Here is a 25,377-nt window from a genome sequence, read left to right as displayed (position 1 = left end):
TTGTATGAAGACAATGGAAAGATGGTTATTGAAAGTGGTGTTCATTCAGCTTGTTTTATTGCTAACTGTTCAGATCACACTTCATTTGACGAAAGGAGAACTTTTTTTGTCAAAAGTCGTGCAGTATGAGGGTGTGAATAACATGAGCATTGAAGAATGGATTGAGACGTTTAAGCAGAAGGATTGATAGAAAATTCCCCCGTTTGAGCGGTGATCGTGTTACAATTCATAAGGGAGATTCAATCAAGGAGAGGTATTATGAAAAAGAAATTATCTATTGCAATTGATGGTCCTGCAGCAGCAGGCAAAAGCACTGTGGCAAAAATTGTCGCAGCCAAAAAATCATATATTTATATTGATACAGGTGCCATGTACCGCGCGATTACACTTGCGGCACTTAATCAAGGTGTAGACCTTGAAGACGAACAGGCACTTGATTCATTACTGAAAAAAACAGTCATTGAACTTGTAACAACAGGCGAGGGTCAAAAAGTCCATCTAAACAATACGGATGTCACAGAGGATATTCGTACAGACCGCGTAAGCAACCAAGTATCGGTTGTTGCAAAGCACAGAGCTGTTCGGGAAGAAATGGTCCGCAGGCAGCAAGAGCTTGGCAAACGAGGTGGTGTCGTTATGGATGGAAGAGACATAGGCACTCACGTACTTCCAGATGCCGAAGTGAAAATTTTCTTGCTTGCATCAGTAGAAGAGAGAGCAAAACGCCGCTTTGAAGAGAATCAGAAAAAAGGCTACGATGTCAATTACGATCAGCTGATTGAAGAGATTGCAAGACGTGACAAGCTTGATTCTGAGCGTGAAGTTTCACCTTTAAAGAAAGCGGATGACGCCATTGAAATTGACACAACCTCCCTTTCTATTCAAGAGGTGGCAGGGAAAATTTTAGATGCAGCAGACCGCGTAGAGAAACAGTAAGAAATTTTAGAAAACTTTAATAAGTTAGAGGTTTATCTCTTGACAAACAAGGTCTTTTATTAGAAGTTTATACTAATACTATTTTTATTGATCATTCAAGCAATTATATTGATTTGAATGTTTCTATAATACATATTCGGCTGGCATTCATCATGCTTAAGACACATATTCGCCCAGTCGTTTTAACTAAGCTGTGTAGGTTTGGACCAAGGAGGTTATCGAAATGACAGAGGAAATGAATCAAATCGATGTTCAGGTACCAGAGGTTGGAGATGTAGTGAAAGGGATTGTTTCTAAAGTTGAGGACAAGCATGTCAATGTAGATATCGTCAATGTGAAACAACCTGGTATCATCCCAATCAGTGAATTATCAAGTCTTCACGTTGAAAAAGCATCAGATGTCGTGAAAGATGGCGACGAGTTAGAGCTTAAAGTAACAAAGGTCGAAGACGATGCTTTGATTTTATCTAAACGTGCTGTTGATGCAGACCGCGCTTGGGAAGACCTAGAGAAAAAGTTTGAAACAAAAGAAGTATTTGAAGCTGAAGTAAAAGACGTTGTAAAAGGTGGTCTTGTCGTTGACATTGGTGTGCGTGGATTTATTCCTGCATCTCTAGTAGAAGCACACTATGTAGAAGACTTCACAGATTACAAAGGGAAAACACTCTCACTTGTCGTGGTAGAACTTGACCGCGAAAAAAATCGCGTGATTCTCTCGCACCGTGCAGTCGTTGAGCAAGAGCAGTTAGACAAAAAGCAAGACTTCCTGCAAAAGCTTGAAGTAGGCAGTGTGATTGATGGTAAAGTGCAGAGGCTTACTGATTTTGGTGCATTTGTTGACATTGGCGGCATTGATGGATTAGTTCACATTTCTCAACTATCCCATGCGCATGTTGAAAAGCCATCTGACGTAGTAGAAGAAGGACAGGAAGTCCAGGTCAAAGTACTTGCTGTTGATCGTGATAACGAACGTATCTCACTATCTATTAAAGAAACATTACCAGGACCTTGGAGCCAAATTGGTGAAAAGGTAAAACAAGGTGATGTGCTTGAAGGAACTGTTCAACGTCTTGTGAGCTTTGGTGCATTTGTTGAAATTCTGCCAGGTGTAGAAGGGCTTGTGCATATTTCCCAAATCTCTCATAAACATATCGGCACGCCGCAAGAAGTCCTTGAAGAAGGGCAGACTGTTAAAGTGAAAGTGCTTGATGTGAATGAAGACGAAGAGCGCATCTCACTAAGCATTCGTGATTTAGAAGAAAATCCTGAAAAACAAATCGAAGAGGATTATCGTCAATATCAGGCGAAAGAAGAAAACACTAGCGGATTCCAGCTTGGTGACCTGATCGGCGATAAACTCAATAAACTAAAATAATTTGGTGATCAAAATTGACGCGAGCAGAAAGAAAGAAACAGCATATTGAGCATGCGTTGTCCACTGGCCAGCATGCAGCAACAGGTTTAGAAGATGTTTCCTTCGTTCACGCCAGTTTACCAGATCTTGCAACATCACAAATTGATACACATACGACAATTGGCGGACTGACTTTCGGTTCGCCAATTTTTATCAATGCAATGACTGGCGGGGGCGGAGAATCTACCTATGAGATCAACCGCTCTTTATCGATCGCAGCGAAGGAGACCAATATCCCAGTAGCAGTTGGATCACAAATGGCTGCACTGAAAGATAAAGAAGAAAGACGAACATATGAAATCGTTCGTAAAGTCAATCCGGATGGAATTGTATTTGCGAATTTAGGCAGTGAAGCGACGATTAAGCAAGCTCAAGAAGCAGTCAGCATGCTCGAGGCAAATATGCTCCAGATTCACCTGAATGTCATCCAAGAGATTGTCATGCCTGAAGGGGATCGCGATTTCAGGGGGGCGCTTGAGCGGATTGCAGCTATCGCTCAATCTGTTGGTGTGCCTGTTGTCGTGAAGGAAGTCGGATTTGGCATGAGCAAGGAGACGGCAAGAAAGTTATTCCATGCTGGGGTTGCAGCCATTGATGTAGGCGGATTTGGTGGGACGAACTTTTCTAAGATTGAAAATCTCCGCCGCCAAAAAGCCCTTCGTTATTTTGATCAATGGGGGATTCCAACTGCAGCGAGTCTTGCTGAAGTACATACAGCCTTTCAGAATCAAACGATTTTAGCCTCCGGAGGTATCAAAGATGCTCTTGATGTAACCAAATCATTAGCTCTTGGCGCATCTGCTGCTGGTCTTGCTGGATTTTTCTTAAAATCATTGACCAGTGGAGGAGAAAGCGGCCTCATCGCAGATATCATGGATCTTCAAGAAGATATCAAGATGATGATGACAGTGCTTGGTGTGAAGACGATTGAAGAACTGAGACAAGCTCCAGTTGTGATCTCAGGGGAAACAAGTCATTGGCTCAAAGAAAGAGGCGTTGACACAACGTACTATAGTAAGAGGGGCATGTGATATCACATGCCTTTTTTTATTGATTTCTTTTTCGAGCGCTTTCTGGACCTTCTAATGCTGTTGCACCTTTATGATGAATGGATTGATCACGATCAGATTCCACTCTTTTTGACGCCTTTAAACGCTTTTCCTGTCTATCTTTTCCCATCACTCATCCCTCCTCAATCATTAGGGTGTCACCTCTTGTTTATTTCATACAGAGCCGGTAACGATCCGCATGTTTAAAAATTGGAGATTTTCCCATAATGTAATTGAGGTGATGAGGCGTTGGAGGCTTTGTACTATTATTGGTCTATATGGTTCGTTTGGATTATGGTGACATTTATCATGGAAAAAAGTTTGTGGCGCAGCGTGCTAGGTATCTGTGTACTTGTCCATATTATATCCAGTCATTTCATGATATCCGTTTTAGATATGAGCATGAATGCGGGATTCTTGATGACTCTTTTATATGCATGTGCCGCTTTCGTCATATTCAGGCCTGGTTATCGATTCATGAGGATCATGCAATTGGGCTCAATGGTGAGCGCGTATGCCTTTTTTATGATGTTTGCATTATATGACCCTGTTTGGTTCACGATAATAAAGGTGGATTGGGTCGTATTTGCCTTGCTGATCTTAATGTGTATGACATATGGACAGCCGTTAACGGAAAGAATCACCCTATGGATGATGTCAGTATGTCTCGGCGAAGCCCTTTATGCGCTGACGATTCACCGCCTCACATCATCAATTGTCATAGGGGATCTCTCTTTTCTTTCCTTCGTTGTGCAAGGAGCGGTCTTCCTATTAGGTGTCGATCAGCTTGAAAAGCTCTTCAACGCCCGTTCATCAAGAAAATCAGTAAAAGGGGCTGCAAAATCAACATGACAGACTATACGTTTCCTGTGATTATTGGTGTCATCTTTGGGATGGCGGCCAGACTTTACATGTTAAGAACCGATTACCGGCAATACCCTACGTATATTCATGGACAAGTGATTCACATTGCGCTTGGTTTTATTGCGTCAGGATTAGGTGCAATCATTATGCCTGCACTGATTCAGGAGGAATTTACGGCGATTACCTTTCTCACTTTGGCAGCCACGCAATTTCGAGATGTCAGAAATATGGAAAGAAATACGTTAACCCAAATGGATTCGTACGAGCTTGTCTCACGAGGCAGTACATATATAGAAGGCATTGCCATTGCCTTTGAAAGTCGAAATTATATTGCGATTCTCACTGCACTTATTACAACGACAGCCTGTATTTTCTTCTCGCTTGTTGTTGGAACAGTGGTCGGTATTCTTTGTTTTTTCATGGCAAAGCTATTAATGTCAGGCAGCCAATTAAAGGATATCGTCAATATTCAAAAAGGGGAACTCCGCTTTGATGGGGCAGGGCTTTATGTGAATGATATATACATTATGAATATCGGGCTGCCTGAAAAGCAAAAGCTCATTTTAGAGCATGGGATGGGCTTTATTTTGACGCCGAAAAATTTCAACTCTGCTACAACGATTGCCAACCTTGGACAGCGGCAAGCCATTTTATTTGATTTATCGAACGTGCTTGGAGTGTATCGCGATTCTGGGGAACCATCGCTCTGTCCGCTCGCAAAACGTGATCTGAATAACGGCACACTTGGCGTGTTCATTTTACCGCAATGGTATCGTGAAGATTTGGCTGTCCGTGTATTAGAAGAGGTGCCTATTTTAGAAAATGCCATTCGAATGCCGACAGATTTCATTAAAAAGAAAGTGAGGTAATAGGGCATGGCGAACACCATTGAACAATTTATATTGGCTGTGGCGACAACAAATAAAGAGCGGGTCATTGGCGGAACAGCCGTTTTTTTCTGTGAAAATAAAGAAGAACTCGACATGTATGCCATGAATTTAGAGGCCATTTTAGATGGAATTGCACACGGCATTGGAGAAGATCTTTACTTGATTGTCAAACATTTTTAAGTTATTCATTGTGGTCTGATTAAAAATTGATATAATATATAAGTTGAACCCTTCATGTTTGAAGGGTTTATTTCATAAAACTGAATGAAAATTTTAAATCCCGGTTGAAACATGATGATGAACATATTGAATCGCGGCTGGATTGAAAGGAAGGGTACTATGGGTAAACCTGTCGTAGCCATTGTTGGAAGGCCCAACGTTGGAAAATCTACAATTTTTAATCGAATCGCAGGCGAAAGAATATCGATTGTAGAAGACACACCTGGTGTAACAAGAGATCGAATCTATAGCTCTGCTGAATGGTTAAATTATGACTTTAATTTAATAGATACTGGTGGAATTGATATTGGAGATGAGCCATTCTTGGCGCAAATTCGCCATCAGGCAGAAATCGCAATGGACGAAGCGGATGTCATTATCTTTATGGTGAATGGCCGAGATGGCGTGACATCTGCGGATGAAGAAGTCGCAAAAATTTTATATCGCACGAAAAAGCCAGTCGTACTTGCTGTCAATAAACTGGACAACCCTGAAATGAGAAGCGACGTGTATGACTTTTATGCGCTCGGATTTGGCGAGCCGTTTCCGATTTCTGGAACACACGGGTTAGGTCTTGGTGATCTGCTTGATGCAGTTGCAGAACATTTTAAGAATTTACCGGATACGCAATATGATGAAGAAGTTGTTCAGTTCTGCTTAATTGGCCGCCCGAATGTAGGGAAATCTTCATTAGTGAATGCCATGCTGGGAGAAGACCGCGTCATTGTCAGCAACATCGCTGGTACAACAAGAGATGCTGTCGATACGATGTTTACGTACAATCAGCGTGATTTTGTCATTGTTGATACAGCAGGTATGAGGAAAAAAGGGAAAGTATATGAAACAACAGAGAAATACAGTGTGCTTCGTGCATTAAAAGCCATTGATCGTTCTGATGTTGTCGCTGTTGTACTTGACGGCGAGGAAGGCATTATTGAGCAGGATAAACGAATTGCGGGCTATGCACACGAAGCTGGTAAAGCTGTTGTCATCATTGTGAACAAATGGGATGCAGTTGAAAAAGATGAGCGTACGATGAAGGAATTTGAGCAAAACATCCGTGAGCATTTTCAATTCCTTGATTATGCACCTGTCTTGTTTATGTCTGCTCTTACGAAAAAGAGAATTCATACATTAATGCCGTCGATTATCACAGCGAGCGAAAACCATGCAATGCGCGTTCAAACCAATATTTTAAATGATATCATCATGGATGCGGTGGCGATGAATCCAACGCCGACCCATAACGGACAGCGCCTCAAAATTTACTATGCAACACAGGTGGCTATTAAGCCTCCGTCCTTCGTTGTGTTTGTAAACGATCCAGAGCTTATGCACTTTTCTTATGAGCGTTTCCTAGAAAACCGCATTCGAGATGCATTTGGTTTCGAAGGAACACCGATTAAAATATTTGCGAGAGCGAGAAAATAAAAAGGGTGAGCAGGATGAAGAAAATTTCCGTACTTGGAGCAGGCAGCTGGGGAACAGCTCTTGCGCTTGTATTAGCTGATAATCATCATGATGTACACATGTGGGGACATAGACAAGAGCTCATTGATCAAATCAATGAGAAACATGAAAATCATGATTACTTGCCAAATGTCGAACTGCCAGCGTCTATTCAGGCGACAACCAATATGAAGCAGGCTTTAGAGGGGACAGAGGCGATTATTGTCGCTGTGCCAACAAAGGCCATTCGTGAGGTATTGAAGCAGGCAAATGAGCTGATTTCATCGAAGGTGCCGTTTGTCCATGTGAGTAAGGGAATCGAACCAGATACACTTCTTAGAATTTCTCAAATGATTGAACAAGAAGTCCCATCTGAGAAAAGAGAAGCTGTCGTTGTCCTATCAGGGCCAAGTCATGCAGAAGAAGTAGGTCTGCGTCATCCGACAACTGTTACTGTCTCATCAGAAAATATTGAAGCAGCTCAATTTGTTCAAGATTTGTTCATGAACAATCATTTTAGAGTGTACACCAACCCTGATGTGATTGGGGTAGAAATTGGCGGCGCATTGAAAAATATCATTGCTCTTGCGGCTGGTATCACAGACGGACTTGGATATGGTGACAATGCAAAAGCGGCGCTTATCACTAGAGGACTTGCTGAAATCGCACGTCTTGGCACAAAAATGGGAGGGAATCCCCTTACATTTGCCGGATTAACAGGTGTTGGCGATTTGATTGTGACATGTACAAGTGTTCATTCACGTAACTGGCGCTGCGGGAATTTACTCGGTAAAGGATATAAGCTCGAAGAAGTGCTTGAAAAAATGGGGATGGTTGTCGAAGGCGTCCGCACAACAAAAGGCGCTTATCAGCTTTCTAAAGAATACAAGGTCAGCATGCCGATTACAGAGGCTCTTTACGGCGTCCTGTTTGAAGGGAAAAAGGTTGACGATGCTGTAGAATCTTTAATGGCACGTGTGAAAACACATGAGATGGAAGACCTTGTGAACATGTTTGAAAACCAAACAAAATAAATGGAAAGACTGAACTTAGGCATGTAGAGGATGCAAGAAGGGGAAGACTTGCATAACATAGCAATGAAGTTTGAATAGAGCTTTGCCTCTACAGAATGAGGAAAATAGTCGATCCAATGACTGAAGCAGAGTCCCCCTCTTTGCTTCAGTTTTTTTATGCGCTTTTTCTGAATGATTGGAAAAATGATTGGTATTTACCTTATTTTTGGTTTAAAATGAAATATAAACGCTTACAATTCGTTCGTTTTAAAGGGGGACAGGCACGATGAGTTTTGCTTTAATCAAGATGTGGTTTGCGCTTGGTTCAATGGGGCTCATGTTTTTAGCCGTAGTAACCATTTATTTCAGCAGGTTTAAGCTGAAAAGCAAATTTCTTAAAATAACAGCCTCAACCGTCGCATACAGCTTGATGCTGATATCAGGTATCATTGTGTTTTTAGTTGTCTTTAGCGGGCCGGTCAATGAATAAAGAAAAGGAAGAATGTGATGATCAAAGCAAAAGTCAGTGTCACGCTGTTAGCACTTATGTTATTAACAGGATGTCTGTATCCAGAAAATCGCAAAGCTGAGAACCGGGTGCCATACGAAGAGCAGCTGCAAAGTGTCCAGACAGCCATTGAGGAATTTCAAAAAGCAACAAATGGTCTTCTGCCTATAGAAACGAAAGAAGCAGACACGCCGGTTTATCAGAAATATGTCATCGACTTTAAGCGCTTGTCACCAAGATATTTACACGATGTACCGTCTACATCTTATGAAGGCGGGGGCGAATATATTTATGTCCTCACAGACGTCGAAAAGAAACCAACTGTGAAACTGCTTGATGTCAAAATGACGCAAACCATCAATGAATTACGTCTTAGGATCAAGATGTATCAAGATGAACATACATATCCGCCATACGGCAAAGTCGTATCAGCCAATTTATATACGTTAAATGAAAAAAAATTAGGATTAAAATCGCCGCCTGCGGTCATGAGTCCTGTGACAGGGAATTCCCTCCCATTACTAATTTCATCAAACGGTGACATCTATGTGGACTACCGCAGTGATTTTGCTCATATTTTGAAGAATTCGAAGCAAAAGCTGAAACCAGGTGAAAACATTCAAGATGTATATTGGCAGGAAACCCCGTTTGTACCCGCGTTTTCTGTCCCATATACCATCAACAAAAAAGGTGAGCCTGCCTTTTTAGAAAAAAAGACGTCATAAACAAGAATGAACCTTTTTCCTCTGCATATAAATGAGGAGAAAGGTTTTTTTATGGCTAAACATACTCTCAAAACAAAAAGGTGTCATATTCAAATAGGACAACGTCATACACATATATTGTCCAGACACCTTTCAAGCACAGTTTGATTGAAGAATAGAGTATTTAATTTGAAAACGAGGATAGCAAGTCCGGGAGGGGATCACTTGGAAAAAGTCGATATTTTCAAGGATATCGCTGAACGAACAGGAGGCGATATATATTTAGGAGTCGTTGGCGCTGTTCGTACAGGGAAATCTACGTTTATTAAAAAGTTTATGGAGCTCGTGGTGCTCCCGAATATCAATAATGAGGCAGATCGTGCAAGAGCACAGGATGAATTGCCGCAAAGTGCAGCAGGAAAAACCATTATGACCACAGAGCCAAAATTTGTACCGAATCAAGCAGCATCTATTCACGTGAGTGACGGTCTTGATGTCAACATCAGGCTTGTCGATTGTGTGGGATACACTGTCCCTGGTGCGCGCGGGTATGAAGATGAAAATGGCCCAAGAATGATCAATACGCCGTGGTATGAAGAGCCAATCCCGTTTCATGAAGCAGCGGAAATTGGTACACGCAAGGTCATTCAAGAGCATTCAACAATAGGTGTAGTGATTACAACAGATGGGTCCATTGGAGAAATCCCAAGACATGATTATATTGAATCTGAAGAACGTGTGATTGATGAACTCAAAGAGGTTGGAAAGCCATTTATTATGGTCATCAACTCAGTGAGGCCATATCATCCTGAAACAGAAGCGCTCCGGCAGGAACTTAGCCAAAAGTATGATATTCCAGTACTCGCCATGAGCGTAGAAAGTATGAGAGAGCAAGACGTACTCAGTGTACTTCGTGAAGCATTATATGAATTCCCAGTTCTAGAGGTGAATGTGAACCTGCCAAGCTGGGTGATGGTACTGAAAGAAGATCACTGGCTGAGAGAGAGCTACCAGGATTCAGTGAAGGAAACCGTAAAGGATATTAAAAGATTAAGAGATGTCGACCGTGTCGTTGGTCAATTCAGTGAATTTGATTTTATTGAAAGAGCGGGTTTAGCAGGAATTGAAATGGGTCAAGGGATTGCTGAGATTGACCTGTATGCGCCAGATGATCTATATGATCATATTTTAAAAGAAGTCGTTGGTGTAGAAATTAGAGGGAAAGACCATCTGCTAGAGCTCATGCAAGATTTTGCTCATGCTAAGACAGAATATGATCAAGTATCAGACGCATTAAAAATGGTGAAGCAGACTGGTTATGGGATTGCAGCGCCAGCGTTGTCAGATATGAGTTTAGATGAGCCAGAAATCATTAGGCAGGGATCAAGATTCGGCGTAAGGTTAAAAGCGGTAGCGCCATCTATTCACATGATCAAAGTAGATGTAGAGAGCGAATTTGCACCGATTATCGGAACAGAAAAACAAAGTGAAGAGCTCGTCCGCTACTTAATGCAAGACTTTGAAGATGATCCGCTTTCGATCTGGAATTCAGATATATTTGGCCGCTCCCTCAGCTCCCTTGTCAGAGAAGGCATTCAAGCAAAGCTGTCTCTCATGCCGGAAAACGCAAGATATAAGCTGAAGGAAACACTTGAAAGAATCATCAACGAAGGATCAGGCGGTTTGATTGCGATTATTTTATAGCAAGTGAGACCTCTCATTGATAGGGGTCTTTTTTTGCGTATTGAATGAGTCATAAAAAGACAATTGTATAAAGATTAGTCAGATTCAGGTTGAAATTAGGAATATTCGTTCGCAAAAGTGCCCTTAATCCTTGACGAATAAGGATTCTACCCTTTAAAATGCTTGATATGGTATTTCATATGTGTTAATCTACTTACAGAAAATCTTCACTTTGTTGGACAAACATTCCTTCAAAGAGATGTTTTCTAATGAAAAGCCATGTATAACGCTTTCTAGACGCTCTTTTTTTCTGAAAAAGGGTATAGAAAGAAGATGAATTGTGAAGAAATGATAACAATCTATTGAATGCATATTTTTGGGAGGAGGTGAAAGGCATGAACAAGACAGAACTTATTAACGCGGTTGCTGAAGCAAGCGAACTATCTAAAAAAGACGCGACAAAAGCAGTTGATTCTGTTTTTGATACAATTTTAGATGCACTTAAAAATGGTGACAAAATCCAACTTATTGGTTTTGGTAACTTTGAAGTACGTGAGCGTTCAGCTCGTAAAGGACGTAACCCACAAACTGGTGCAGAGATCGAAATCCCTGCAAGCAAAGTACCTGCTTTCAAACCAGGTAAAGCACTTAAAGACGCGGTGGCAGGTAAATAATCGTTATGTGTAATGATCCTGTTGAAGGAGTTATACATATACAGTTTCACACTGGTCTAGAAAAGCCCCTTTCATAAGGGGCTTTTCCTTTTGAATCAAAAGGTTCGTTTAGAACGCTCTCCTTTGCTTTTAGGATCTGAAGTGTGCTAGAATCTGAATGAAATGTAATCGCCTTTGGAGGATATAATACATGAGTGAAATAAATAAAGAATTAATTGAACACGCAGTACGCGATATATTAAAAGCAATCGGAGAAGATCCAGATCGTGAAGGACTTCTCGATACCCCAAAACGAGTCGCAAAAATGTATGAAGAAGTGTTTTCAGGATTAAATGAAGATCCAAAAGAACATTTTAAAACCATTTTTGGCGAAGACCACGAAGAACTCGTCCTTGTAAAAGATATTGCTTTCCATTCAATGTGTGAACACCACCTCGTGCCTTTCTACGGGAAAGCCCACGTTGCTTATATTCCGCGCGGCGGAAAAGTAACGGGACTTAGCAAGCTGGCAAGAGCAGTCGAAGCCGTGGCAAAACGCCCGCAGCTTCAGGAACGCATTACATCAACTATTGCAGATAGTATGGTGGAAACACTTAATCCGCATGGCGTGATGATTGTCGTTGAAGCAGAGCATATGTGTATGACGATGCGCGGAGTGAAAAAGCCAGGCGCTAAAACAGTGACCTCAGCAGTACGCGGCACATTTGCAAATGATGCAGCCGCAAGAGCAGAAGTGCTTTCCTTTATTAAAAACGACTAATTCAATAGATGGACGGTGAACAAAATGAGTGAAAATAAAGCATCTGATTTTGTGGTGATTAAAGCCATTGATAATGGTGTAAACGTCATCGGCCTAACAAGAGGCTCTGATACAAGATTTCACCATTCCGAGAAGCTTGATAAAGGTGAAGTGATCATTGCACAATTTACTGAGCATACGTCAGCGATCAAAGTAAGAGGCGATGCTGTCATTCAAACAAGCTTCGGTGAAATTCAAAGCGAAGCAAAGAAATAAAGAACTTGTATGCACTTGATAGCATAAAAGTGAGAGCTGATATGGTATAATAAATCTCTATACAATGTGCAGGTCTACATATGAAACTGTAATTTTTGGGACAAGGGTGATATCTTTGCAAGACATCTACGGAATTTTATCTAATCTAAATATAAAATTAAATAAAAAGCTTTCTCATCCTTATTTGGCGAAGCATTTACGCGCACCACTCATCGATGAAGATAAGCTCCTTCTTTTTCATGCAATGTTTGATGAAGCTCAAATTGATGCAGAGAAAAAAGAAAATTATATTTTAACGGCGATGCTTGTGCAAATTGCCCTTGATACCCATGACGAAGTCACAACTGCTGCAGCCATCAAGCAAGACGAATTCAAAAATCGTCAGCTGACCATCCTGGCAGGAGACTATTTCAGCGGTCTCTATTATTCTCTTCTCTCTGACATGAAAGACATTTATATGATCCGCACGCTCGCTACGGCGATCAAAGAGATCAATGAACATAAAATTAGACTGTATGACCGGTCCATTCAAGATGCAGCGCACTTTTACAAAAGTGTAGCTACAGTTGAATCTGCGCTTTTCCAAAGGATTTCTGAGCATTTTCAATTAACGCATTGGAATGAGATTGCAAGTCGTTTTCTTGTTTATAAACGTTTCATGAAACAAGCAGAAAATGACAAACATTTAAAACTTTTTTTGAACGATAGTTATACGGACGCCTATTCATGTTTTGACAACTTTGAGAATGAAGGCTATGAAAAGGCCAAACGGCCGATCAAGGAGCATCTTGTTTCATCTCCGGTCGTTCAAAAAGAGCTATTAAATCGCTTGGATCATATGAAAAATGAGCCTGCGTACCATCAGAAAGTGGAAGAAGGGTAAGTCATGCAGCAATCAAAAGAACAGCGAGTACACGGTGTATTTGAAAAAATTTATAAAAACTATGATCAAATGAACTCTGTCATCAGCTTTAAACAGCATAAAAAATGGCGTGATAAAACAATGAAGCTCATGAATGTGCAAAAAGGCTCTAAAGCATTAGATGTATGCTGCGGGACAGCCGATTGGACAATTGCGCTTGCAGATGCTGTTGGAGAAAAAGGCGAGGTCAAAGGCCTTGATTTCAGTAAAAACATGCTGAGTGTTGGAGAAACGAAGGTGAAGACTGGGGGCTACAAACAGATTGAATTGCTTCACGGCAATGCGATGGAGCTTCCTTTTGAGGACAACTCATTTGATTATGTCACCATCGGTTTTGGACTTCGAAACGTCCCTGATTATTTAACGGTGCTAAAGGAAATGACACGAGTAGTGAAGCCCGGCGGAATGGTTGTTTGTCTTGAGACATCACAGCCTGAGATGATCGGCTTTAAGCAGGGCTACTACATCTATTTCAAATACATTATGCCGCTCTTTGGTAAACTGTTTGCCAAAAGTTACCAGGAGTATTCGTGGCTTCAAGAATCAGCCAAAACATTCCCTGGCATGAAAGAGCTGGCGGCTCTGTTTGAAGAGGCCGGGTTGTCTGATGTCTCGTATCATCCATTTACAGGCGGTGTAGCAGCAACACATATCGGAAAGAAGCTTTGAATAAACGATATTTGGGTGAAGATAATGAAACTAAAAGCAATGATCTCTTTTTTAAATCATGATATCGATATAATTGAAAAAGAGCTTGAACAAACAGTTCGCTCTGATTATGCATTATTAAGTGAAGCAGGTCTTCATTTGCTGCAAGCGGGCGGAAAACGAATCCGCCCCGTTTTTGTTCTCCTTTCAGGCATGTTTGGTGACTATGACATTAATAAAATTAAATATGTTGCCGTTGCTCTCGAGCTGATTCATATGGCATCACTCGTTCACGATGATGTGATTGATGATGCAGAGCTGAGAAGAGGTAAACCAACGATAAAGGCAAAATGGGATAACAGAATTGCCATGTACACAGGGGATTATATGTTTGCGAGATCACTTGAATACATGACAAAAATCAATCACCCAATGGCACATGAAATTTTGTCAAAAATGGTCGTTGAGCTCTGTCTTGGTGAAATAGAGCAAGTGAAAGATAAATATAATATGGAACAGAACCTGCGTACATATTTAAGAAGAATCAAACGAAAAACAGCCTTGCTTATTGCGGGCAGCTGTCAATTAGGCGCCATTGCAGCAGGTACAGATGAAAAAACACATAAAGCCCTCTATTGGTTTGGATACTATGTCGGCATGTCTTATCAGATCATTGATGATGTCCTTGATTTCACATCAACAGAAGAAGAGCTGGGCAAGCCTGTTGGAGGAGACCTTTTACAAGGGAATGTCACACTCCCAGTTTTATATGCACTGAAAAATCCGACACTAGAAGGTCAATTGAAGCTGATCAATAGTGAAACGACGGAGAAGCAGCTGAAGCCTGTCATTGAAAGCCTCAAACAAACAGATGCGATCGACCGCTCGATTCGAGTGAGTGAAATGTATTTGAAAAAAGCTTTTGAACAGCTCGACAAACTTCCTCGAGGACGAGCGAGAACGTCACTCGCCTCTATTGCAAAATATATTGGGAAACGAAAATTCTAATCAACGTTATGTTGATTGGTTTTTTTGTGAAATTTTTTGTCAAAAATTGATTATTATAAAAAAAAATGATACGATCACTTTGTAACAATGTAAGCCTATACATACATAACGACGGGGTGGAAAACGTATATGGACAAAACATTTCTTATGGTCAAACCTGATGGTGTAGAAAGACAATTAATCGGTGACATTGTGTCAAGATTCGAAAAAAAGGGGCTTCAGCTTGTTGGTGCAAAACTAATGAGTATACCAAAGGAAGTAGCAGAAACACATTACGGAGAGCATAAAGAAAAACCATTTTTCGGGGAATTGGTTGACTTTATTACATCAGGACCTGTATTTGCCATGGTATGGCAAGGTGAACAGGTAGTAGACGTAACAAGACAAATTATCGGCAAAACAAATCCAAAGGAAGCGCTTCCAGGAACAATAAGAGGAGACTATGGATTGACTGTTGGGAAAAACATTATTCATGGGTCAGACTCACCAGAAAGTGCTGAAAGAGAAATTAACTTATTCTTCAAACAAGAAGAACTCACAAGCTGGGATCAAACCATCTCAAGCTGGATTTATTAAGGTTCAAGCCAAGGTGTTCATTCAATGAGCACTTTGGCTTTTTTTATATTGACCTTTCTACACGAAATTTCGTATGAGAAGATACAAATTTTCGATAAAAACAGCTATACTAGGACAAAGATAGATGAGACAGGAGAGGACATTGATGGATCCATATCAAGTATTTGTTGGAAAATGGAAAAAACTAACCGGGGTTGATCTGAATTTATATAAAGAAGCACAAATGAAACGAAGATTAACATCACTTTATGATAAAAAAGGATTTAAAGATTTCGAAGCATTCGCGGCCGCGCTTGAAAAGGACAGAGCACTATTAGATGAGACGATGGACCGCATGACGATTAATGTGTCAGAATTTTACCGAAACTATCAGCGCTGGGAAGTACTTGATCAAAAAATCCTGCCGCTGCTTTCGAAAAATGGCGGCACCTTAAAGATTTGGAGCGCAGCATGTTCGACAGGAGAAGAGCCATATACACTCTCTATGCTGCTGTCAAGCCATCCTCTTGTGAAAGATTTTCAAATTATTGCAACTGACATTGATGATAAAGTTCTGCAGTCAGCTCAAAAAGGCAGATATCATGAACGCTCTCTGCAAGAGGTACCAGATCATATCAAGCAAAAGTATTTCACAAAAGAAGATTCCTCATTTTACACTGTGAAAAATGAGGTTCGAAAGCATATTCAATTTAAGAAGCACAACCTTTTAGCTGATCCATATGAAAAACAGCTTGACCTTATCGTTTGCCGAAATGTACTGATTTATTTTACTGAAGAGGCGAAAGAAGAAATTTACTTGAAAATGAGCAGTAGTTTAAAACAAAATGGCGTATTATTTGTTGGTTCTACAGAGCAAATTTTTCATCCTGAAAAGTTTGGACTGACATCTGCTGATACTTTCTTTTATCAAAAGAAGGGTATGTAGCTGACTTTTTAGTAGTAAGTGTGTTATTATATTTTTACTTAAAAGCGTTAATGCGATGAAGGGAGATTAAGTCAATGAGGTACTTAACAGCAGGTGAATCACATGGTCCACAATTGACCACAATTATTGAAGGAGTTCCAGCAGGACTTTACATAGAGCAGGATGACATCAATTATGAATTGGCTAGAAGACAAAAAGGTCATGGTCGAGGAAGAAGAATGCAGATCGAAAAAGACCAGGCAAAAGTGTTAAGTGGCGTTCGCCACGGGAGAACATTAGGTTCGCCAATCGCTCTTGTTGTTGAAAATAACGACTGGAAGCACTGGACAAAGGTGATGGGGGCAGAGCCGATCACAGAAGAAGAAGAAAGTGAAATGAAGCGTCAAATCTCTCGTCCAAGACCAGGACATGCGGATTTAAATGGTGCGATTAAATACGGACATCGTGATATGAGAAACGTATTAGAGCGCTCATCAGCCCGCGAGACAACTGTTCGCGTAGCAGCAGGCGCAGTTGCCAAACAAATCTTGGCGCATCTAGGGATTAAAGTAGCTGGCCACGTCCTTGAAATTGGCGGAGTGAAAGCAGCTCATACAGCATATGAGTCTATTGAAGATTTGCAAAAGGTAACAGAAGAATCACCTGTTCGCTGCTATGACAGTGAAGCAGGTCAGAAAATGATGGATGCAATTGATGAAGCGAAGAAAAACGGCGATTCAATTGGCGGAATTGTTGAAGTCATCGTTGAAGGGATGCCGGTTGGGGTTGGCAGCTATGTTCATTACGACCGTAAATTGGACAGCAAGCTTGCTGGCGCTGTACTTAGTATCAACGCTTTTAAAGGGGTTGAATTCGGTATTGGTTTCGAGGCAGCCTCTAAAAATGGCAGTGAGGTCCATGATGAAATCATCTGGGATGAAGAAAAGGGCTATACGAGAAAAACAAACCGCCTAGGTGGTCTTGAAGGCGGAATGTCAACTGGTATGCCAATTGTCGTAAGAGGGGTTATGAAACCAATCCCAACGCTTTATAAGCCGCTTCAAAGCGTTGACATTGAAACAAAAGAACCTTTCTCTGCAAGTATTGAACGTTCTGACAGCTGCGCTGTTCCTGCCGCAAGTGTTGTTGCAGAAGCAGTCGTGGCATGGGAAATTGCCAATGCAGTTGTGGAGCAGTTTGGCCTTGACCAAATCGACCGCATTAAAGAAAATGTTGAAAAAATGCGCCAGCTTCAGAGGGAATTTTAATGAAAACACTGGAAGTTAAGACGTCTTCAGCCACTTATCCTGTATTTATCGGTGATGGGATTAAACGCAATATCGTCGACTTGATAACTTCCACTGGGCATTCCTATACGAAGCTCTTAATCGTCACAGATACAGCTGTTGATGCCATTTATGGTGATGAGGTGGTTCGCTTACTTCAAGAGAAGTGGCCTGTGAACAAAGTGGTTGTGCCAAGCGGAGAGCAGTCAAAATCCTTTGCCGAATTTGAGCATATTCATACGAAAGCCATTCAATTTCAGCTTGATCGTTCCTCCTGCATTATTGCGCTGGGAGGCGGTGTGATTGGAGATTTGGCTGGATTTGCTGCTGCCACTTATATGAGGGGCATTGACTTTATCCAAGTGCCGACGACGCTGCTGGCACATGACAGTGCAGTTGGCGGGAAAACAGGGATCAACCATCCGCTCGGTAAAAATTTAATCGGTGCGTTTCATCAGCCGAAAGCTGTGATCTATGATACTAGTATGCTTGAGACTCTATCTCAAATTGAACGAAGATCAGGCTTTGCAGAAGTCATCAAACATGCATTGATTTCTAGTGAAGACTTTTTATCACAACTGATGTCCATTCGTTCTTTGTCGGATTTATCAAAGAGTGAGCTGGCACATATGCTGTATCAAGGCATTCAAGTCAAAGCGTCAATTGTTCAAGAAGATGAAAAAGAACAAGGTGTGCGTGCATTTTTGAATTTAGGCCATACACTGGGGCATGCCATTGAAGCAGAATACGGATACGGCGTCATCACGCATGGAGATGCCATTGCAATCGGCATGCAGTTTGCGCTGTATGTGAGCGAAAAGCAGCTGGGGCTCAGCCTTAATCGTTTGGAACTAAAAGAGTGGATGCAAGAGCTTGGATTCCCTGTACAAGTCACACCAGATATTTCAACGAAAACATTTGTTGACCGGATGATTGGTGATAAAAAAGCAAGAGGCGGCAGTGTTCAATTTGTTTTATTAAAACAGGTTGGAGACGTCACTTTACAGTCTTTCACAAAAGATGAGCTGCACTACTGGCTCGAAGAATGGAAACGGGAGGAGGGATGTCTATGATGTTTCGCGGGATACGTGGGGCTACAACTGTGATAGAAGATACAGAAACTGAAGTGTTAAACAAAACGAAACAGCTGTTAGAAGCGATTATTTCAAGAAACCAAGTAGATCCAGAACGTGTCGTGCAGATCTTGATTTCAGCTACACAAGATATTCACTCCGTTTTTCCGGCAAAAGCACTTCGTCAGTTTGAAGGCTGGACATATGTACCGGTTACTTGCATGCAGGAACTAGACATTGATGGCGGTTTAAAGCAATGTATTCGTGTCTTAATGACTGTCCAGACAGATACAAAGCAGGAAGACATACAGCATGTGTACTTGGAAGAAGCTGTGACGCTTCGCCCTGATTTACAGTTGACAAAAAACAAGGAATTATAATACGATATGAACAGCCGAAGTTTACACACAGGTGTAAACGGCATTGCAAGCTTAGAGAAGATGAGAATGAGACTAGGGTAGTTGAGATGAGTAGAGTTGAGCAGAGATACGATACTTCTATTTAATCATACTGCCTAAAAGAGAAACCCTCTTTTAGGCTTATTTCGTATACTCATACAAACCCTCTATATGTCCCCTCATTCTCCTTAATCCCATTTAAGGAGTGTGCTTATGAATTCCCAATCAAACCTGACCCAATTTTTAAAGGACAGTGAGTCCTACAAAACAATCCCAATTGTTGAAACCATTACAGTCGATACGCTCTCACCGATTCAAATTGTTGAAAAACTCAAACAAGATATTGTGTATTTGCTAGAAAGCAAAGATGAGTCTTCCAGCTGGTCGAGATATTCTTTCATTGGATTGCACCCGTTTTTAACCTTGCATGATGACCAAAACAAATACATTGCACGTGATGCTTCGGGGCAGGAAGTCATGCAAAAGCAAGAGCTGAAAGAACTGCTGGATTGGATGAAAGAGCAATATCAAATCAAAGCGCCAAATATTGATATCCCATTTACAGGTGGGGCAGTTGGGTACTTAAGCTACGATCTGATTCCAAACATTGAACCTTCTGTCAGGCCTCATCGAAACGCATCGCTGGCAGATAATTGCACATTATTTGTCTGCCAAACGATGATCGCCTTTGATCATGAAACGAATCATGTTCAATTTATCCAGTACACCCAGCTAACCGGACATGAAGCAGAAGACGAAAAAATACGCGCTTACAAAGAAAATCAAAAACAGCTTGAACAGATGATTCACAAGCTCCATTCAAAGACTGATATGAAAGAACTGATTTTAACAGGGAATATGAACGAGCCGCCATCTTTTGAACATGTGACGTCAACCTATGAAAAAGCGCAATTTTTAAAGGACGTAGAAAAGATCAAAGAATACATTCGAGCGGGTGACATTTTCCAAGGTGTCCTCTCGCAGCGATTTGATATCCCTGTATCAGTGAGTTCATTTGAGTTATACCGCGTGCTTCGGATTGTGAATCCATCTCCATATATGTATTTTATGAAATTAAAAGACCGTGATTTAGTCGGCAGCTCGCCAGAACGATTAATCCATGCCAAAAACGGGCATCTAGAAATCCATCCTATTGCAGGCACAAGAAAAAGAGGAAGAACAAGAGAAGAGGATGCCGCATTAGCAAAAGAGCTGCTTGAAGATGAAAAGGAAAAAGCAGAGCATTACATGTTAGTAGATCTTGCCAGAAATGATGTAGGCCGTGTGGCAGAATACGGCAGTGTGTCCGTACCGACCTTTACAAAAGTAGTGAATTTTTCACATGTCATGCACATTATCTCCATTGTGACAGGAAAGCTAAAGCGGGATACACATCCAGTCGATGCGCTCATGTCCGCTTTCCCAGCAGGCACATTAACAGGTGCCCCGAAAATAAGAGCGATGCAATTATTAAATGAAATGGAGCCTGAGCCAAGGGAAACGTATGGCGGCTGTATTGCTTATATTGGATTCGACGGTAATATCGACTCCTGTATTACCATTCGTACGATGAGCGTCAAAAATCAGACCGCTTCTATACAAGCAGGCGCCGGCATTGTGGCTGATTCTGTCCCAGAAAACGAGTGGGAAGAGACTTGTAACAAGGCAGGAGCACTTCTGAAAGCCATTCAGCTTGCGGAACATATTTTCTCAGAAAAGGAGAGTGTGCAGGATGAATCACCGACTATCAGCTCTTGTTAATGGAGGCTTTCTATCAGAAAATGAAGCAAATAAACTCATGCAAGATATGATGAGCGGCTTTTTAACAGATGCTGAAGTCGCTGCAAGTCTTTCCATTTTAGCGCATAGAGGAGAAACCGCTGAAGAAATGACGGGTTTTGTGAAAGCCATGCGGCAAAATGCAGCACCAATGGAACGATCGCTTGATGTTGTTGATACTTGCGGCACAGGAGGCGATGGACTCTCCACCTTTAATATATCAACTGCCGCTGCCATTGTCGCTTCCGCTGCTGGAGCCAAAATCGCAAAACACGGAAACCGATCAGTTTCTTCTAAAAGCGGGAGTGCCGATGTACTAGAGTGTCTTGGGATTCACATTCAATCCACACCGGAAGAAACAAGAAGACAAATACAAGAGAAAAACATGGGCTTTTTATTTGCACCATTGTATCATTCATCTATGAAACAAGTAGCCGCAGTCCGTAAGCAGCTCGGCTTCCGGACGGTATTTAATCTATTAGGCCCGCTTTGCCATCCAATGCAAGCCAAAAAGCAAATCATCGGCGTCTACTCAAAGGAAAAGGCAAAATTAATGGCAAAAGCCCTTGCGCCATTAGAGCCAGAACATGTGCTGTTTGTTTGCGGAGAAGATGGGCTTGATGAATTAACGATTACAGCAAATTCATATGTGATTGAACTCAAAAAAGATGTCATGACAGAATATACACTCAATCCAGAAGACTTTGGGCTGCAAAAAGGATATTTATCAGATATTCAGGTCCAATCACCGGAAGAGAGTGCCAAATTGATTCAGAATATATTGAATCATCAAACAGTAGGGGCGCCGCTTCATATTACAGCCCTGAATGCTGGAGCGGCTTTATATGTCGCAGGGAAGTCAGAAAGCCTCATGGCAGGAACATTAAAAGCGATTGAAACGATTAAAAACGGCGCAGCCAAAGAACAATTGGCTCGTTTAAAACAAAAAACGAGAGAGGAAGAGATCTATGCTTAATCAAATCATTGCCCGCAAAAAAGAACATATTCAAACATTGCAGTTACCAGTAGATGAACACTTTGAAAGACGATCATTTAAAGAAGCACTCATGAATCCTCATCGCTCAATTGGTCTAATTGCTGAGGTGAAAAAGGCGTCTCCTTCCAAAGGAATCATTCAACCAAATTTTGATCCTTTACAAACAGCAAAAGCTTACGAAAAATCCAACGCTGATTGCTTATCTGTTTTAACGGATGAACCATTTTTTCAAGGAAAAAACGAATACTTATCCCTCATTAAAAAACACGTAGATCGTCCAATTTTAAGAAAAGATTTCATCATTGACTCCATACAGGTAGAAGAGTCAAGACGTATAGGAGCAGATGCCATTTTATTAATTGGAGAAGTACTTGAGCCGCAAAAGCTGCACGAGCTCTATGCTGAAGCGAAAGAGAATGGACTTGATGTCCTTGTCGAAGTACATGCAGCAGATACACTGGAAAATATTTTAAAGTTGTTCACTCCTGAAATCATTGGAGTGAACAACCGGAATCTAAATACATTTACAACAACAGTTGAACAAACAAAAGAGATTGCCCCCCTCGTTCCAAAAGAGGTCTTACTAGTGAGTGAGAGCGGGATTCAAACATTTGATGATCTAACCTTTGTGAAGAATCATGGAGCGGGTGCAATCCTTGTAGGAGAATCATTAATGAGAGAACAATCACAAGAAAAAGCCGTTCAGACATTGTTTGGAGAATGAACAGGATGAAGCCTTATGTAAAATATTGCGGGGCAGTATCACAAGAAGATGTGGAATGTATTGCGCAATCTCACGCAGATGCCATCGGATTTATTTTTGCTCCAAGTAAAAGACAAGTCCAACCAGATCAAGTGAAACAATGGCTCATCCAAACAAAGTGTGAGAAAAAGATTGCCGGTGTATTTGTAAATGAAAAGATTCAAAGAGTGCGCGAGATCACAAAACAGATACCTTTAGATATCGTACAGCTTCATGGAGATGAAACGCAGGATGACGTAAAAGAAATCAAACAACAAACAGGGGCTGTCGTTTGGAAAGTGTTCCATCACGAGCCTGATGTAACAAGAACGCTTGAAAAAATGACGGCATTTGCGCCTGTTATCGATGGCTTCCTTATTGATGCGAAAGTAAAAGGGATGAGAGGCGGCTCTGGAACAGCTTTTGCTTGGGAGGCAGTGCCTCTATACGTTAAACATGCAAAACGGCTGGGGAAGACTTGCGTAATTGCAGGCGGCATCACACCAGAAACGATAGCAGATCTGCTCGCCTATGGTCCAGAAGCGATAGATCTTTCAAGCGGAATAGAAGAAAACGGAAAGAAAAGCAGCGCTAAGATCGAAGCGCTCGAAGAAAGGATGTTAAATGATGTACGCATATCCAAATGAGATTGGCAGATACGGAGAATTCGGAGGGAAATTTGTGCCGGAAACGCTCATGCAGCCACTTGCAGAAATTGAACAGGCATTTCGTGAATTAAAAGAAGATCCTGCTTTTCAAGCAGAATATGTATCACTACTTCAAAACTATTCAGGCAGACCAACTGCGCTTACATATGCTGACCAAATATCAGCATACCTCGGCGGCGCAAAGATCTATTTAAAAAGAGAAGATTTAAACCACACTGGTGCTCATAAAATTAACAATGCGCTTGGGCAGGCCCTGCTTGCGAAAAAAATGGGGAAATCAAACATCATCGCGGAAACAGGCGCAGGTCAGCACGGAGTAGCTGCTGCAACGGTAGCCGCAAAGTTCGGGTTATCCTGCACGGTCTTTATGGGAAAAGAAGATGTGGAAAGACAATCACTCAATGTCTTCCGAATGAAACTGCTTGGTGCTGAAGTCATACCTGTCACAAGCGGAAATGGTACTTTAAAAGATGCAACAAACGAAGCCATTCGCTATTGGGTTCAGCACTGCAGTGATCATTTTTATATGATCGGCTCCGTTGTTGGCCCTCATCCGTATCCTCAAATTGTCAGCGAGTTCCAGCGCATGATTGGTGATGAAGCAAAAGAGCAGCTGCTTGAAAAAGAAGGAAGGCTTCCACATAAAGTGATTGCCTGTGTTGGCGGCGGAAGTAATGCCATTGGAATGTACCGGGCATTCTTAGATGAAGAGGTAGATATCATTGGGGTAGAGGCAGCTGGAAAAGGAATCGATACGCCGCTCCATGCTGCAACCATCACGAAAGGAACAAAAGGTGTGATCCATGGGTCTTTGACCTATTTAATCCAAGACGAATTTGGCCAGATTATTGAGCCGTATTCTATTTCCGCTGGTTTAGATTATCCGGGAATTGGACCAGAGCACGCCTATTTACATGCGAGCGGACGGGTTCAATATGTGAGTGCGACAGATCAAGAAGCACTAGATGCCCTAAAACTGCTGACTGAAAAAGAAGGAATACTTCCAGCAATTGAATCTGCACATGCGCTAGCCAAGGCGTTTGAGGTAAGCAAGACGATGAATGAAGATGAAATCGTTCTTGTCTGCCTGTCAGGAAGAGGCGATAAGGATGTGCATACATTAATGAACGTGCTTGAAAGTGAGGGAAAACAAAATGATTAGATTTCAATTAGAGCAAGGCGAAAAATTATTCATCCCATTTATCACAGCAGGAGATCCGTCAGAAGACATCACGATTGATTTAGCTATCTCCCTTCAAGCAGCCGGTGCACATGCGATTGAACTCGGTGTTCCTTATTCCGATCCACTTGCAGACGGTCCTGTCATTCAAAGAGCCTCCAAAAGAGCTCTAAATCATGGCATGAATATCGTAAAAGCGATAGAATTAGCAGGGAAGATGAAAAAAAACGGTGTAAAAATTCCTGTAATTCTATTTACGTATTATAATCCTGTGTTACAATTAGACACAGAATACTTTTTCGCTTTACTGCGCAAAAATCATATTTCGGGACTCTTAACACCCGACTTGCCGTTTGAAGAGAGCAGCGAGCTGCAAAAGAACTGTCAAACCCATGACATTTCATATATTTCACTCGTTGCACCAACAAGCAAGGAACGCTTAGTAAACATTGTAGAGCAGGCAGAAGGTTTTGTGTATTGTGTTTCATCTCTTGGTGTAACAGGTGTCAGACAATCCTTTGACGCGTCAATTACAGATTTTATTCAACAAGTGAAACAGTTGAGTCAAATACCGGTTGCGGTCGGTTTTGGCATCTCAACAAGAGAGCAGGTAGACTCAATGAATAAACTGAGTGACGGCGTCGTTGTCGGCAGTGCACTTGTGAAAAAAATTGAAGAGCTTCAAGAACAATTGCTGGCAAGTGATACACGTCAAGAGGCTTTAAGAGAATTTGAAACATATGCAAAAACATTTAGTCCCCTCTATTCATTCAAATGA

General features: G+C 41.5%; 30 protein-coding genes. 29 read left to right on the top strand and 1 reads right to left on the bottom strand.

Annotation, left to right across the window (positions count from 1 at the left end; all coding sequences use genetic code 11):
- Nucleotides 1–4 precede the first annotated feature (4 nt).
- From AMR95_RS07200 to fni, 4 genes are all read left to right on the top strand, one after another.
- Entirely contained in the window at nucleotides 5–187 is a 183-nt protein-coding gene (locus tag AMR95_RS07200; RefSeq protein ID WP_041109645.1) for a YpfB family protein, read from the top strand.
- A gap of 71 nt (nucleotides 188–258) precedes the next feature.
- The gene (gene cmk, locus AMR95_RS07195) at nucleotides 259–936 is read left to right on the top strand and encodes a (d)CMP kinase (protein ID WP_039179588.1); all 678 of its coding nucleotides are present in this window, start codon (nucleotides 259–261) and stop codon (nucleotides 934–936) included.
- A gap of 223 nt (nucleotides 937–1,159) precedes the next feature.
- A complete protein-coding gene (gene rpsA, locus AMR95_RS07190) occupies nucleotides 1,160–2,311 on the top strand; it encodes a 30S ribosomal protein S1 (protein WP_041085926.1) in 1,152 nt (383 codons plus the stop codon).
- Nucleotides 2,312–2,325: 14 nt separating this feature from the next.
- Nucleotides 2,326–3,381 (top strand): type 2 isopentenyl-diphosphate Delta-isomerase, encoded by a 1,056-nt coding sequence (fni, locus tag AMR95_RS07185; protein ID WP_058837962.1) that lies wholly within the window; start codon nucleotides 2,326–2,328, stop codon nucleotides 3,379–3,381.
- Nucleotides 3,382–3,397: 16 nt separating this feature from the next.
- On the opposite strand, the gene AMR95_RS18805 is transcribed toward fni, so the two are convergent.
- Nucleotides 3,398–3,529: a YpzI family protein gene (locus AMR95_RS18805; RefSeq protein WP_064497540.1), complete on the bottom strand. Its 132-nt coding sequence runs from the start codon at nucleotides 3,527–3,529 to the stop codon at nucleotides 3,398–3,400.
- A 119-nt stretch (nucleotides 3,530–3,648) separates the two neighbouring features.
- Between AMR95_RS18805 and AMR95_RS07180 the strand changes: the two genes are divergently transcribed.
- The 25 genes from AMR95_RS07180 (at nucleotide 3,649) to trpA (ending at nucleotide 25,377) form a co-directional block, all read left to right on the top strand.
- Complete coding sequence (locus tag AMR95_RS07180; protein ID WP_421727355.1) at nucleotides 3,649–4,251, top strand: YphA family membrane protein; 603 nt, start codon at nucleotides 3,649–3,651, stop codon at nucleotides 4,249–4,251.
- Complete coding sequence (locus tag AMR95_RS07175; protein WP_039179575.1) at nucleotides 4,248–5,132, top strand: YIEGIA family protein; 885 nt, start codon at nucleotides 4,248–4,250, stop codon at nucleotides 5,130–5,132. Before AMR95_RS07180 ends, AMR95_RS07175 begins: the two co-directional genes overlap by 4 nt.
- Nucleotides 5,133–5,138: 6 nt before the next feature.
- Nucleotides 5,139–5,333 (top strand): capping complex subunit for YIEGIA, encoded by a 195-nt coding sequence (locus AMR95_RS07170; protein ID WP_008344527.1) that lies wholly within the window; start codon nucleotides 5,139–5,141, stop codon nucleotides 5,331–5,333.
- Between the two features lie 159 nt (nucleotides 5,334–5,492).
- Nucleotides 5,493–6,803 carry a ribosome biogenesis GTPase Der gene (gene der, locus AMR95_RS07165; protein WP_041085918.1) on the top strand — a complete coding sequence of 437 codons (1,311 nt, stop codon included), beginning with the start codon at nucleotides 5,493–5,495 and terminating at the stop codon, nucleotides 6,801–6,803.
- Nucleotides 6,804–6,817: 14 nt separating this feature from the next.
- Complete coding sequence (locus AMR95_RS07160) at nucleotides 6,818–7,855, top strand: NAD(P)H-dependent glycerol-3-phosphate dehydrogenase (protein WP_058837961.1); 1,038 nt, start codon at nucleotides 6,818–6,820, stop codon at nucleotides 7,853–7,855.
- 265 nt (nucleotides 7,856–8,120) lie between these two features.
- Entirely contained in the window at nucleotides 8,121–8,324 is a 204-nt protein-coding gene (locus AMR95_RS07155) for a DUF2768 domain-containing protein (protein WP_034280421.1), read from the top strand.
- A 17-nt stretch (nucleotides 8,325–8,341) separates the two neighbouring features.
- Entirely contained in the window at nucleotides 8,342–9,067 is a 726-nt protein-coding gene (locus tag AMR95_RS07150) for a hypothetical protein (protein ID WP_058837960.1), read from the top strand.
- A 204-nt stretch (nucleotides 9,068–9,271) separates the two neighbouring features.
- Nucleotides 9,272–10,750 (top strand): stage IV sporulation protein A, encoded by a 1,479-nt coding sequence (gene spoIVA / locus AMR95_RS07145; RefSeq protein WP_008344534.1) that lies wholly within the window; start codon nucleotides 9,272–9,274, stop codon nucleotides 10,748–10,750.
- Between the two features lie 374 nt (nucleotides 10,751–11,124).
- Complete coding sequence (gene hbs, locus AMR95_RS07140; RefSeq protein ID WP_003215863.1) at nucleotides 11,125–11,403, top strand: non-specific DNA-binding protein Hbs; 279 nt, start codon at nucleotides 11,125–11,127, stop codon at nucleotides 11,401–11,403.
- Nucleotides 11,404–11,593: 190 nt separating this feature from the next.
- Nucleotides 11,594–12,163, top strand: a complete 570-nt coding sequence (gene folE, locus AMR95_RS07135; RefSeq protein ID WP_003215789.1) for a GTP cyclohydrolase I FolE — start codon at nucleotides 11,594–11,596, stop codon at nucleotides 12,161–12,163.
- A gap of 24 nt (nucleotides 12,164–12,187) precedes the next feature.
- Nucleotides 12,188–12,418, top strand: coding sequence for a trp RNA-binding attenuation protein MtrB (mtrB, locus tag AMR95_RS07130; RefSeq protein WP_008344541.1), 231 nt, complete (start codon nucleotides 12,188–12,190; stop codon nucleotides 12,416–12,418).
- A gap of 115 nt (nucleotides 12,419–12,533) precedes the next feature.
- Entirely contained in the window at nucleotides 12,534–13,301 is a 768-nt protein-coding gene (locus AMR95_RS07125) for a heptaprenyl diphosphate synthase component 1 (RefSeq protein ID WP_041085908.1), read from the top strand.
- Nucleotides 13,302–13,304: 3 nt separating this feature from the next.
- A complete protein-coding gene (locus tag AMR95_RS07120) occupies nucleotides 13,305–14,009 on the top strand; it encodes a demethylmenaquinone methyltransferase (RefSeq protein ID WP_024422810.1) in 705 nt (234 codons plus the stop codon).
- 24 nt (nucleotides 14,010–14,033) lie between these two features.
- Complete coding sequence (hepT, locus tag AMR95_RS07115) at nucleotides 14,034–14,996, top strand: heptaprenyl diphosphate synthase component II (protein ID WP_041085904.1); 963 nt, start codon at nucleotides 14,034–14,036, stop codon at nucleotides 14,994–14,996.
- Between the two features lie 129 nt (nucleotides 14,997–15,125).
- Nucleotides 15,126–15,572: a nucleoside-diphosphate kinase gene (ndk, locus tag AMR95_RS07110; RefSeq protein ID WP_024422808.1), complete on the top strand. Its 447-nt coding sequence runs from the start codon at nucleotides 15,126–15,128 to the stop codon at nucleotides 15,570–15,572.
- Between the two features lie 145 nt (nucleotides 15,573–15,717).
- Nucleotides 15,718–16,497, top strand: coding sequence for a CheR family methyltransferase (locus AMR95_RS07105; RefSeq protein ID WP_039179563.1), 780 nt, complete (start codon nucleotides 15,718–15,720; stop codon nucleotides 16,495–16,497).
- A gap of 74 nt (nucleotides 16,498–16,571) precedes the next feature.
- Nucleotides 16,572–17,744, top strand: coding sequence for a chorismate synthase (gene aroC, locus AMR95_RS07100; RefSeq protein WP_024422806.1), 1,173 nt, complete (start codon nucleotides 16,572–16,574; stop codon nucleotides 17,742–17,744).
- On the top strand, nucleotides 17,744–18,835 hold the full coding sequence (gene aroB / locus AMR95_RS07095) for a 3-dehydroquinate synthase (RefSeq protein ID WP_058837959.1): 1,092 nt from the start codon (nucleotides 17,744–17,746) through the stop codon (nucleotides 18,833–18,835). The genes aroC and aroB overlap by 1 nt, the downstream gene beginning before the upstream one ends.
- Nucleotides 18,832–19,215 carry a chorismate mutase gene (aroH, locus tag AMR95_RS07090; protein WP_024422804.1) on the top strand — a complete coding sequence of 128 codons (384 nt, stop codon included), beginning with the start codon at nucleotides 18,832–18,834 and terminating at the stop codon, nucleotides 19,213–19,215. The genes aroB and aroH overlap by 4 nt, the downstream gene beginning before the upstream one ends.
- Nucleotides 19,216–19,446: 231 nt before the next feature.
- The gene (trpE, locus tag AMR95_RS07085; RefSeq protein ID WP_058837958.1) at nucleotides 19,447–20,994 is read left to right on the top strand and encodes an anthranilate synthase component I; all 1,548 of its coding nucleotides are present in this window, start codon (nucleotides 19,447–19,449) and stop codon (nucleotides 20,992–20,994) included.
- Nucleotides 20,966–21,988, top strand: coding sequence for an anthranilate phosphoribosyltransferase (gene trpD, locus AMR95_RS07080; RefSeq protein WP_058837957.1), 1,023 nt, complete (start codon nucleotides 20,966–20,968; stop codon nucleotides 21,986–21,988). Before trpE ends, trpD begins: the two co-directional genes overlap by 29 nt.
- Entirely contained in the window at nucleotides 21,981–22,733 is a 753-nt protein-coding gene (gene trpC / locus AMR95_RS07075; protein ID WP_058837956.1) for an indole-3-glycerol phosphate synthase TrpC, read from the top strand. Before trpD ends, trpC begins: the two co-directional genes overlap by 8 nt.
- A complete protein-coding gene (locus AMR95_RS07070; protein WP_058837955.1) occupies nucleotides 22,730–23,398 on the top strand; it encodes a phosphoribosylanthranilate isomerase in 669 nt (222 codons plus the stop codon). Before trpC ends, AMR95_RS07070 begins: the two co-directional genes overlap by 4 nt.
- Entirely contained in the window at nucleotides 23,379–24,581 is a 1,203-nt protein-coding gene (gene trpB, locus AMR95_RS07065) for a tryptophan synthase subunit beta (RefSeq protein WP_041085889.1), read from the top strand. Before AMR95_RS07070 ends, trpB begins: the two co-directional genes overlap by 20 nt.
- The gene (trpA, locus tag AMR95_RS07060; RefSeq protein ID WP_058837954.1) at nucleotides 24,574–25,377 is read left to right on the top strand and encodes a tryptophan synthase subunit alpha; all 804 of its coding nucleotides are present in this window, start codon (nucleotides 24,574–24,576) and stop codon (nucleotides 25,375–25,377) included. Before trpB ends, trpA begins: the two co-directional genes overlap by 8 nt.

It is taken from the genome of Bacillus sp. G1(2015b), assembly GCF_001482475.1.
Taxonomy (GTDB): Bacteria; Bacillota; Bacilli; order Bacillales; family Bacillaceae; genus Bacillus; species Bacillus safensis.
Note: the sequence above shows the minus strand (reverse complement) of the source record. Positions and strands in the feature narration are given on the sequence as shown.

What these genes read in the sequence shown, in the direction of transcription:
- der (WP_041085918.1), top strand. Translation starts at nt 5,493, where the DNA reads ATGGGTAAACCTGTCGTAGCCATTGTTGGAAGGCCCAACGTTGGAAAA.
- trpB (WP_041085889.1), top strand. Translation starts at nt 23,379, where the DNA reads ATGTACGCATATCCAAATGAGATTGGCAGATACGGAGAATTCGGAGGG.
- aroC (WP_024422806.1), top strand. Translation starts at nt 16,572, where the DNA reads ATGAGGTACTTAACAGCAGGTGAATCACATGGTCCACAATTGACCACA.
- AMR95_RS07160 (WP_058837961.1), top strand. Translation starts at nt 6,818, where the DNA reads ATGAAGAAAATTTCCGTACTTGGAGCAGGCAGCTGGGGAACAGCTCTT.
- trpE (WP_058837958.1), top strand. Translation starts at nt 19,447, where the DNA reads ATGAATTCCCAATCAAACCTGACCCAATTTTTAAAGGACAGTGAGTCC.
- AMR95_RS07200 (WP_041109645.1), top strand. Translation starts at nt 5, where the DNA reads ATGAAGACAATGGAAAGATGGTTATTGAAAGTGGTGTTCATTCAGCTT.
- rpsA (WP_041085926.1), top strand. Translation starts at nt 1,160, where the DNA reads ATGACAGAGGAAATGAATCAAATCGATGTTCAGGTACCAGAGGTTGGA.
- ndk (WP_024422808.1), top strand. Translation starts at nt 15,126, where the DNA reads ATGGACAAAACATTTCTTATGGTCAAACCTGATGGTGTAGAAAGACAA.
- trpC (WP_058837956.1), top strand. Translation starts at nt 21,981, where the DNA reads ATGCTTAATCAAATCATTGCCCGCAAAAAAGAACATATTCAAACATTG.
- AMR95_RS07175 (WP_039179575.1), top strand. Translation starts at nt 4,248, where the DNA reads ATGACAGACTATACGTTTCCTGTGATTATTGGTGTCATCTTTGGGATG.
- hbs (WP_003215863.1), top strand. Translation starts at nt 11,125, where the DNA reads ATGAACAAGACAGAACTTATTAACGCGGTTGCTGAAGCAAGCGAACTA.
- aroB (WP_058837959.1), top strand. Translation starts at nt 17,744, where the DNA reads ATGAAAACACTGGAAGTTAAGACGTCTTCAGCCACTTATCCTGTATTT.
- cmk (WP_039179588.1), top strand. Translation starts at nt 259, where the DNA reads ATGAAAAAGAAATTATCTATTGCAATTGATGGTCCTGCAGCAGCAGGC.
- AMR95_RS07170 (WP_008344527.1), top strand. Translation starts at nt 5,139, where the DNA reads ATGGCGAACACCATTGAACAATTTATATTGGCTGTGGCGACAACAAAT.
- AMR95_RS07070 (WP_058837955.1), top strand. Translation starts at nt 22,730, where the DNA reads ATGAACAGGATGAAGCCTTATGTAAAATATTGCGGGGCAGTATCACAA.
- folE (WP_003215789.1), top strand. Translation starts at nt 11,594, where the DNA reads ATGAGTGAAATAAATAAAGAATTAATTGAACACGCAGTACGCGATATA.
- AMR95_RS07155 (WP_034280421.1), top strand. Translation starts at nt 8,121, where the DNA reads ATGAGTTTTGCTTTAATCAAGATGTGGTTTGCGCTTGGTTCAATGGGG.
- hepT (WP_041085904.1), top strand. Translation starts at nt 14,034, where the DNA reads ATGAAACTAAAAGCAATGATCTCTTTTTTAAATCATGATATCGATATA.
- aroH (WP_024422804.1), top strand. Translation starts at nt 18,832, where the DNA reads ATGATGTTTCGCGGGATACGTGGGGCTACAACTGTGATAGAAGATACA.
- AMR95_RS07105 (WP_039179563.1), top strand. Translation starts at nt 15,718, where the DNA reads ATGGATCCATATCAAGTATTTGTTGGAAAATGGAAAAAACTAACCGGG.
- AMR95_RS07150 (WP_058837960.1), top strand. Translation starts at nt 8,342, where the DNA reads ATGATCAAAGCAAAAGTCAGTGTCACGCTGTTAGCACTTATGTTATTA.
- mtrB (WP_008344541.1), top strand. Translation starts at nt 12,188, where the DNA reads ATGAGTGAAAATAAAGCATCTGATTTTGTGGTGATTAAAGCCATTGAT.
- AMR95_RS18805 (WP_064497540.1), bottom strand. Translation starts at nt 3,529, where the DNA reads ATGGGAAAAGATAGACAGGAAAAGCGTTTAAAGGCGTCAAAAAGAGTG.
- trpD (WP_058837957.1), top strand. Translation starts at nt 20,966, where the DNA reads ATGAATCACCGACTATCAGCTCTTGTTAATGGAGGCTTTCTATCAGAA.
- AMR95_RS07120 (WP_024422810.1), top strand. Translation starts at nt 13,305, where the DNA reads ATGCAGCAATCAAAAGAACAGCGAGTACACGGTGTATTTGAAAAAATT.
- trpA (WP_058837954.1), top strand. Translation starts at nt 24,574, where the DNA reads ATGATTAGATTTCAATTAGAGCAAGGCGAAAAATTATTCATCCCATTT.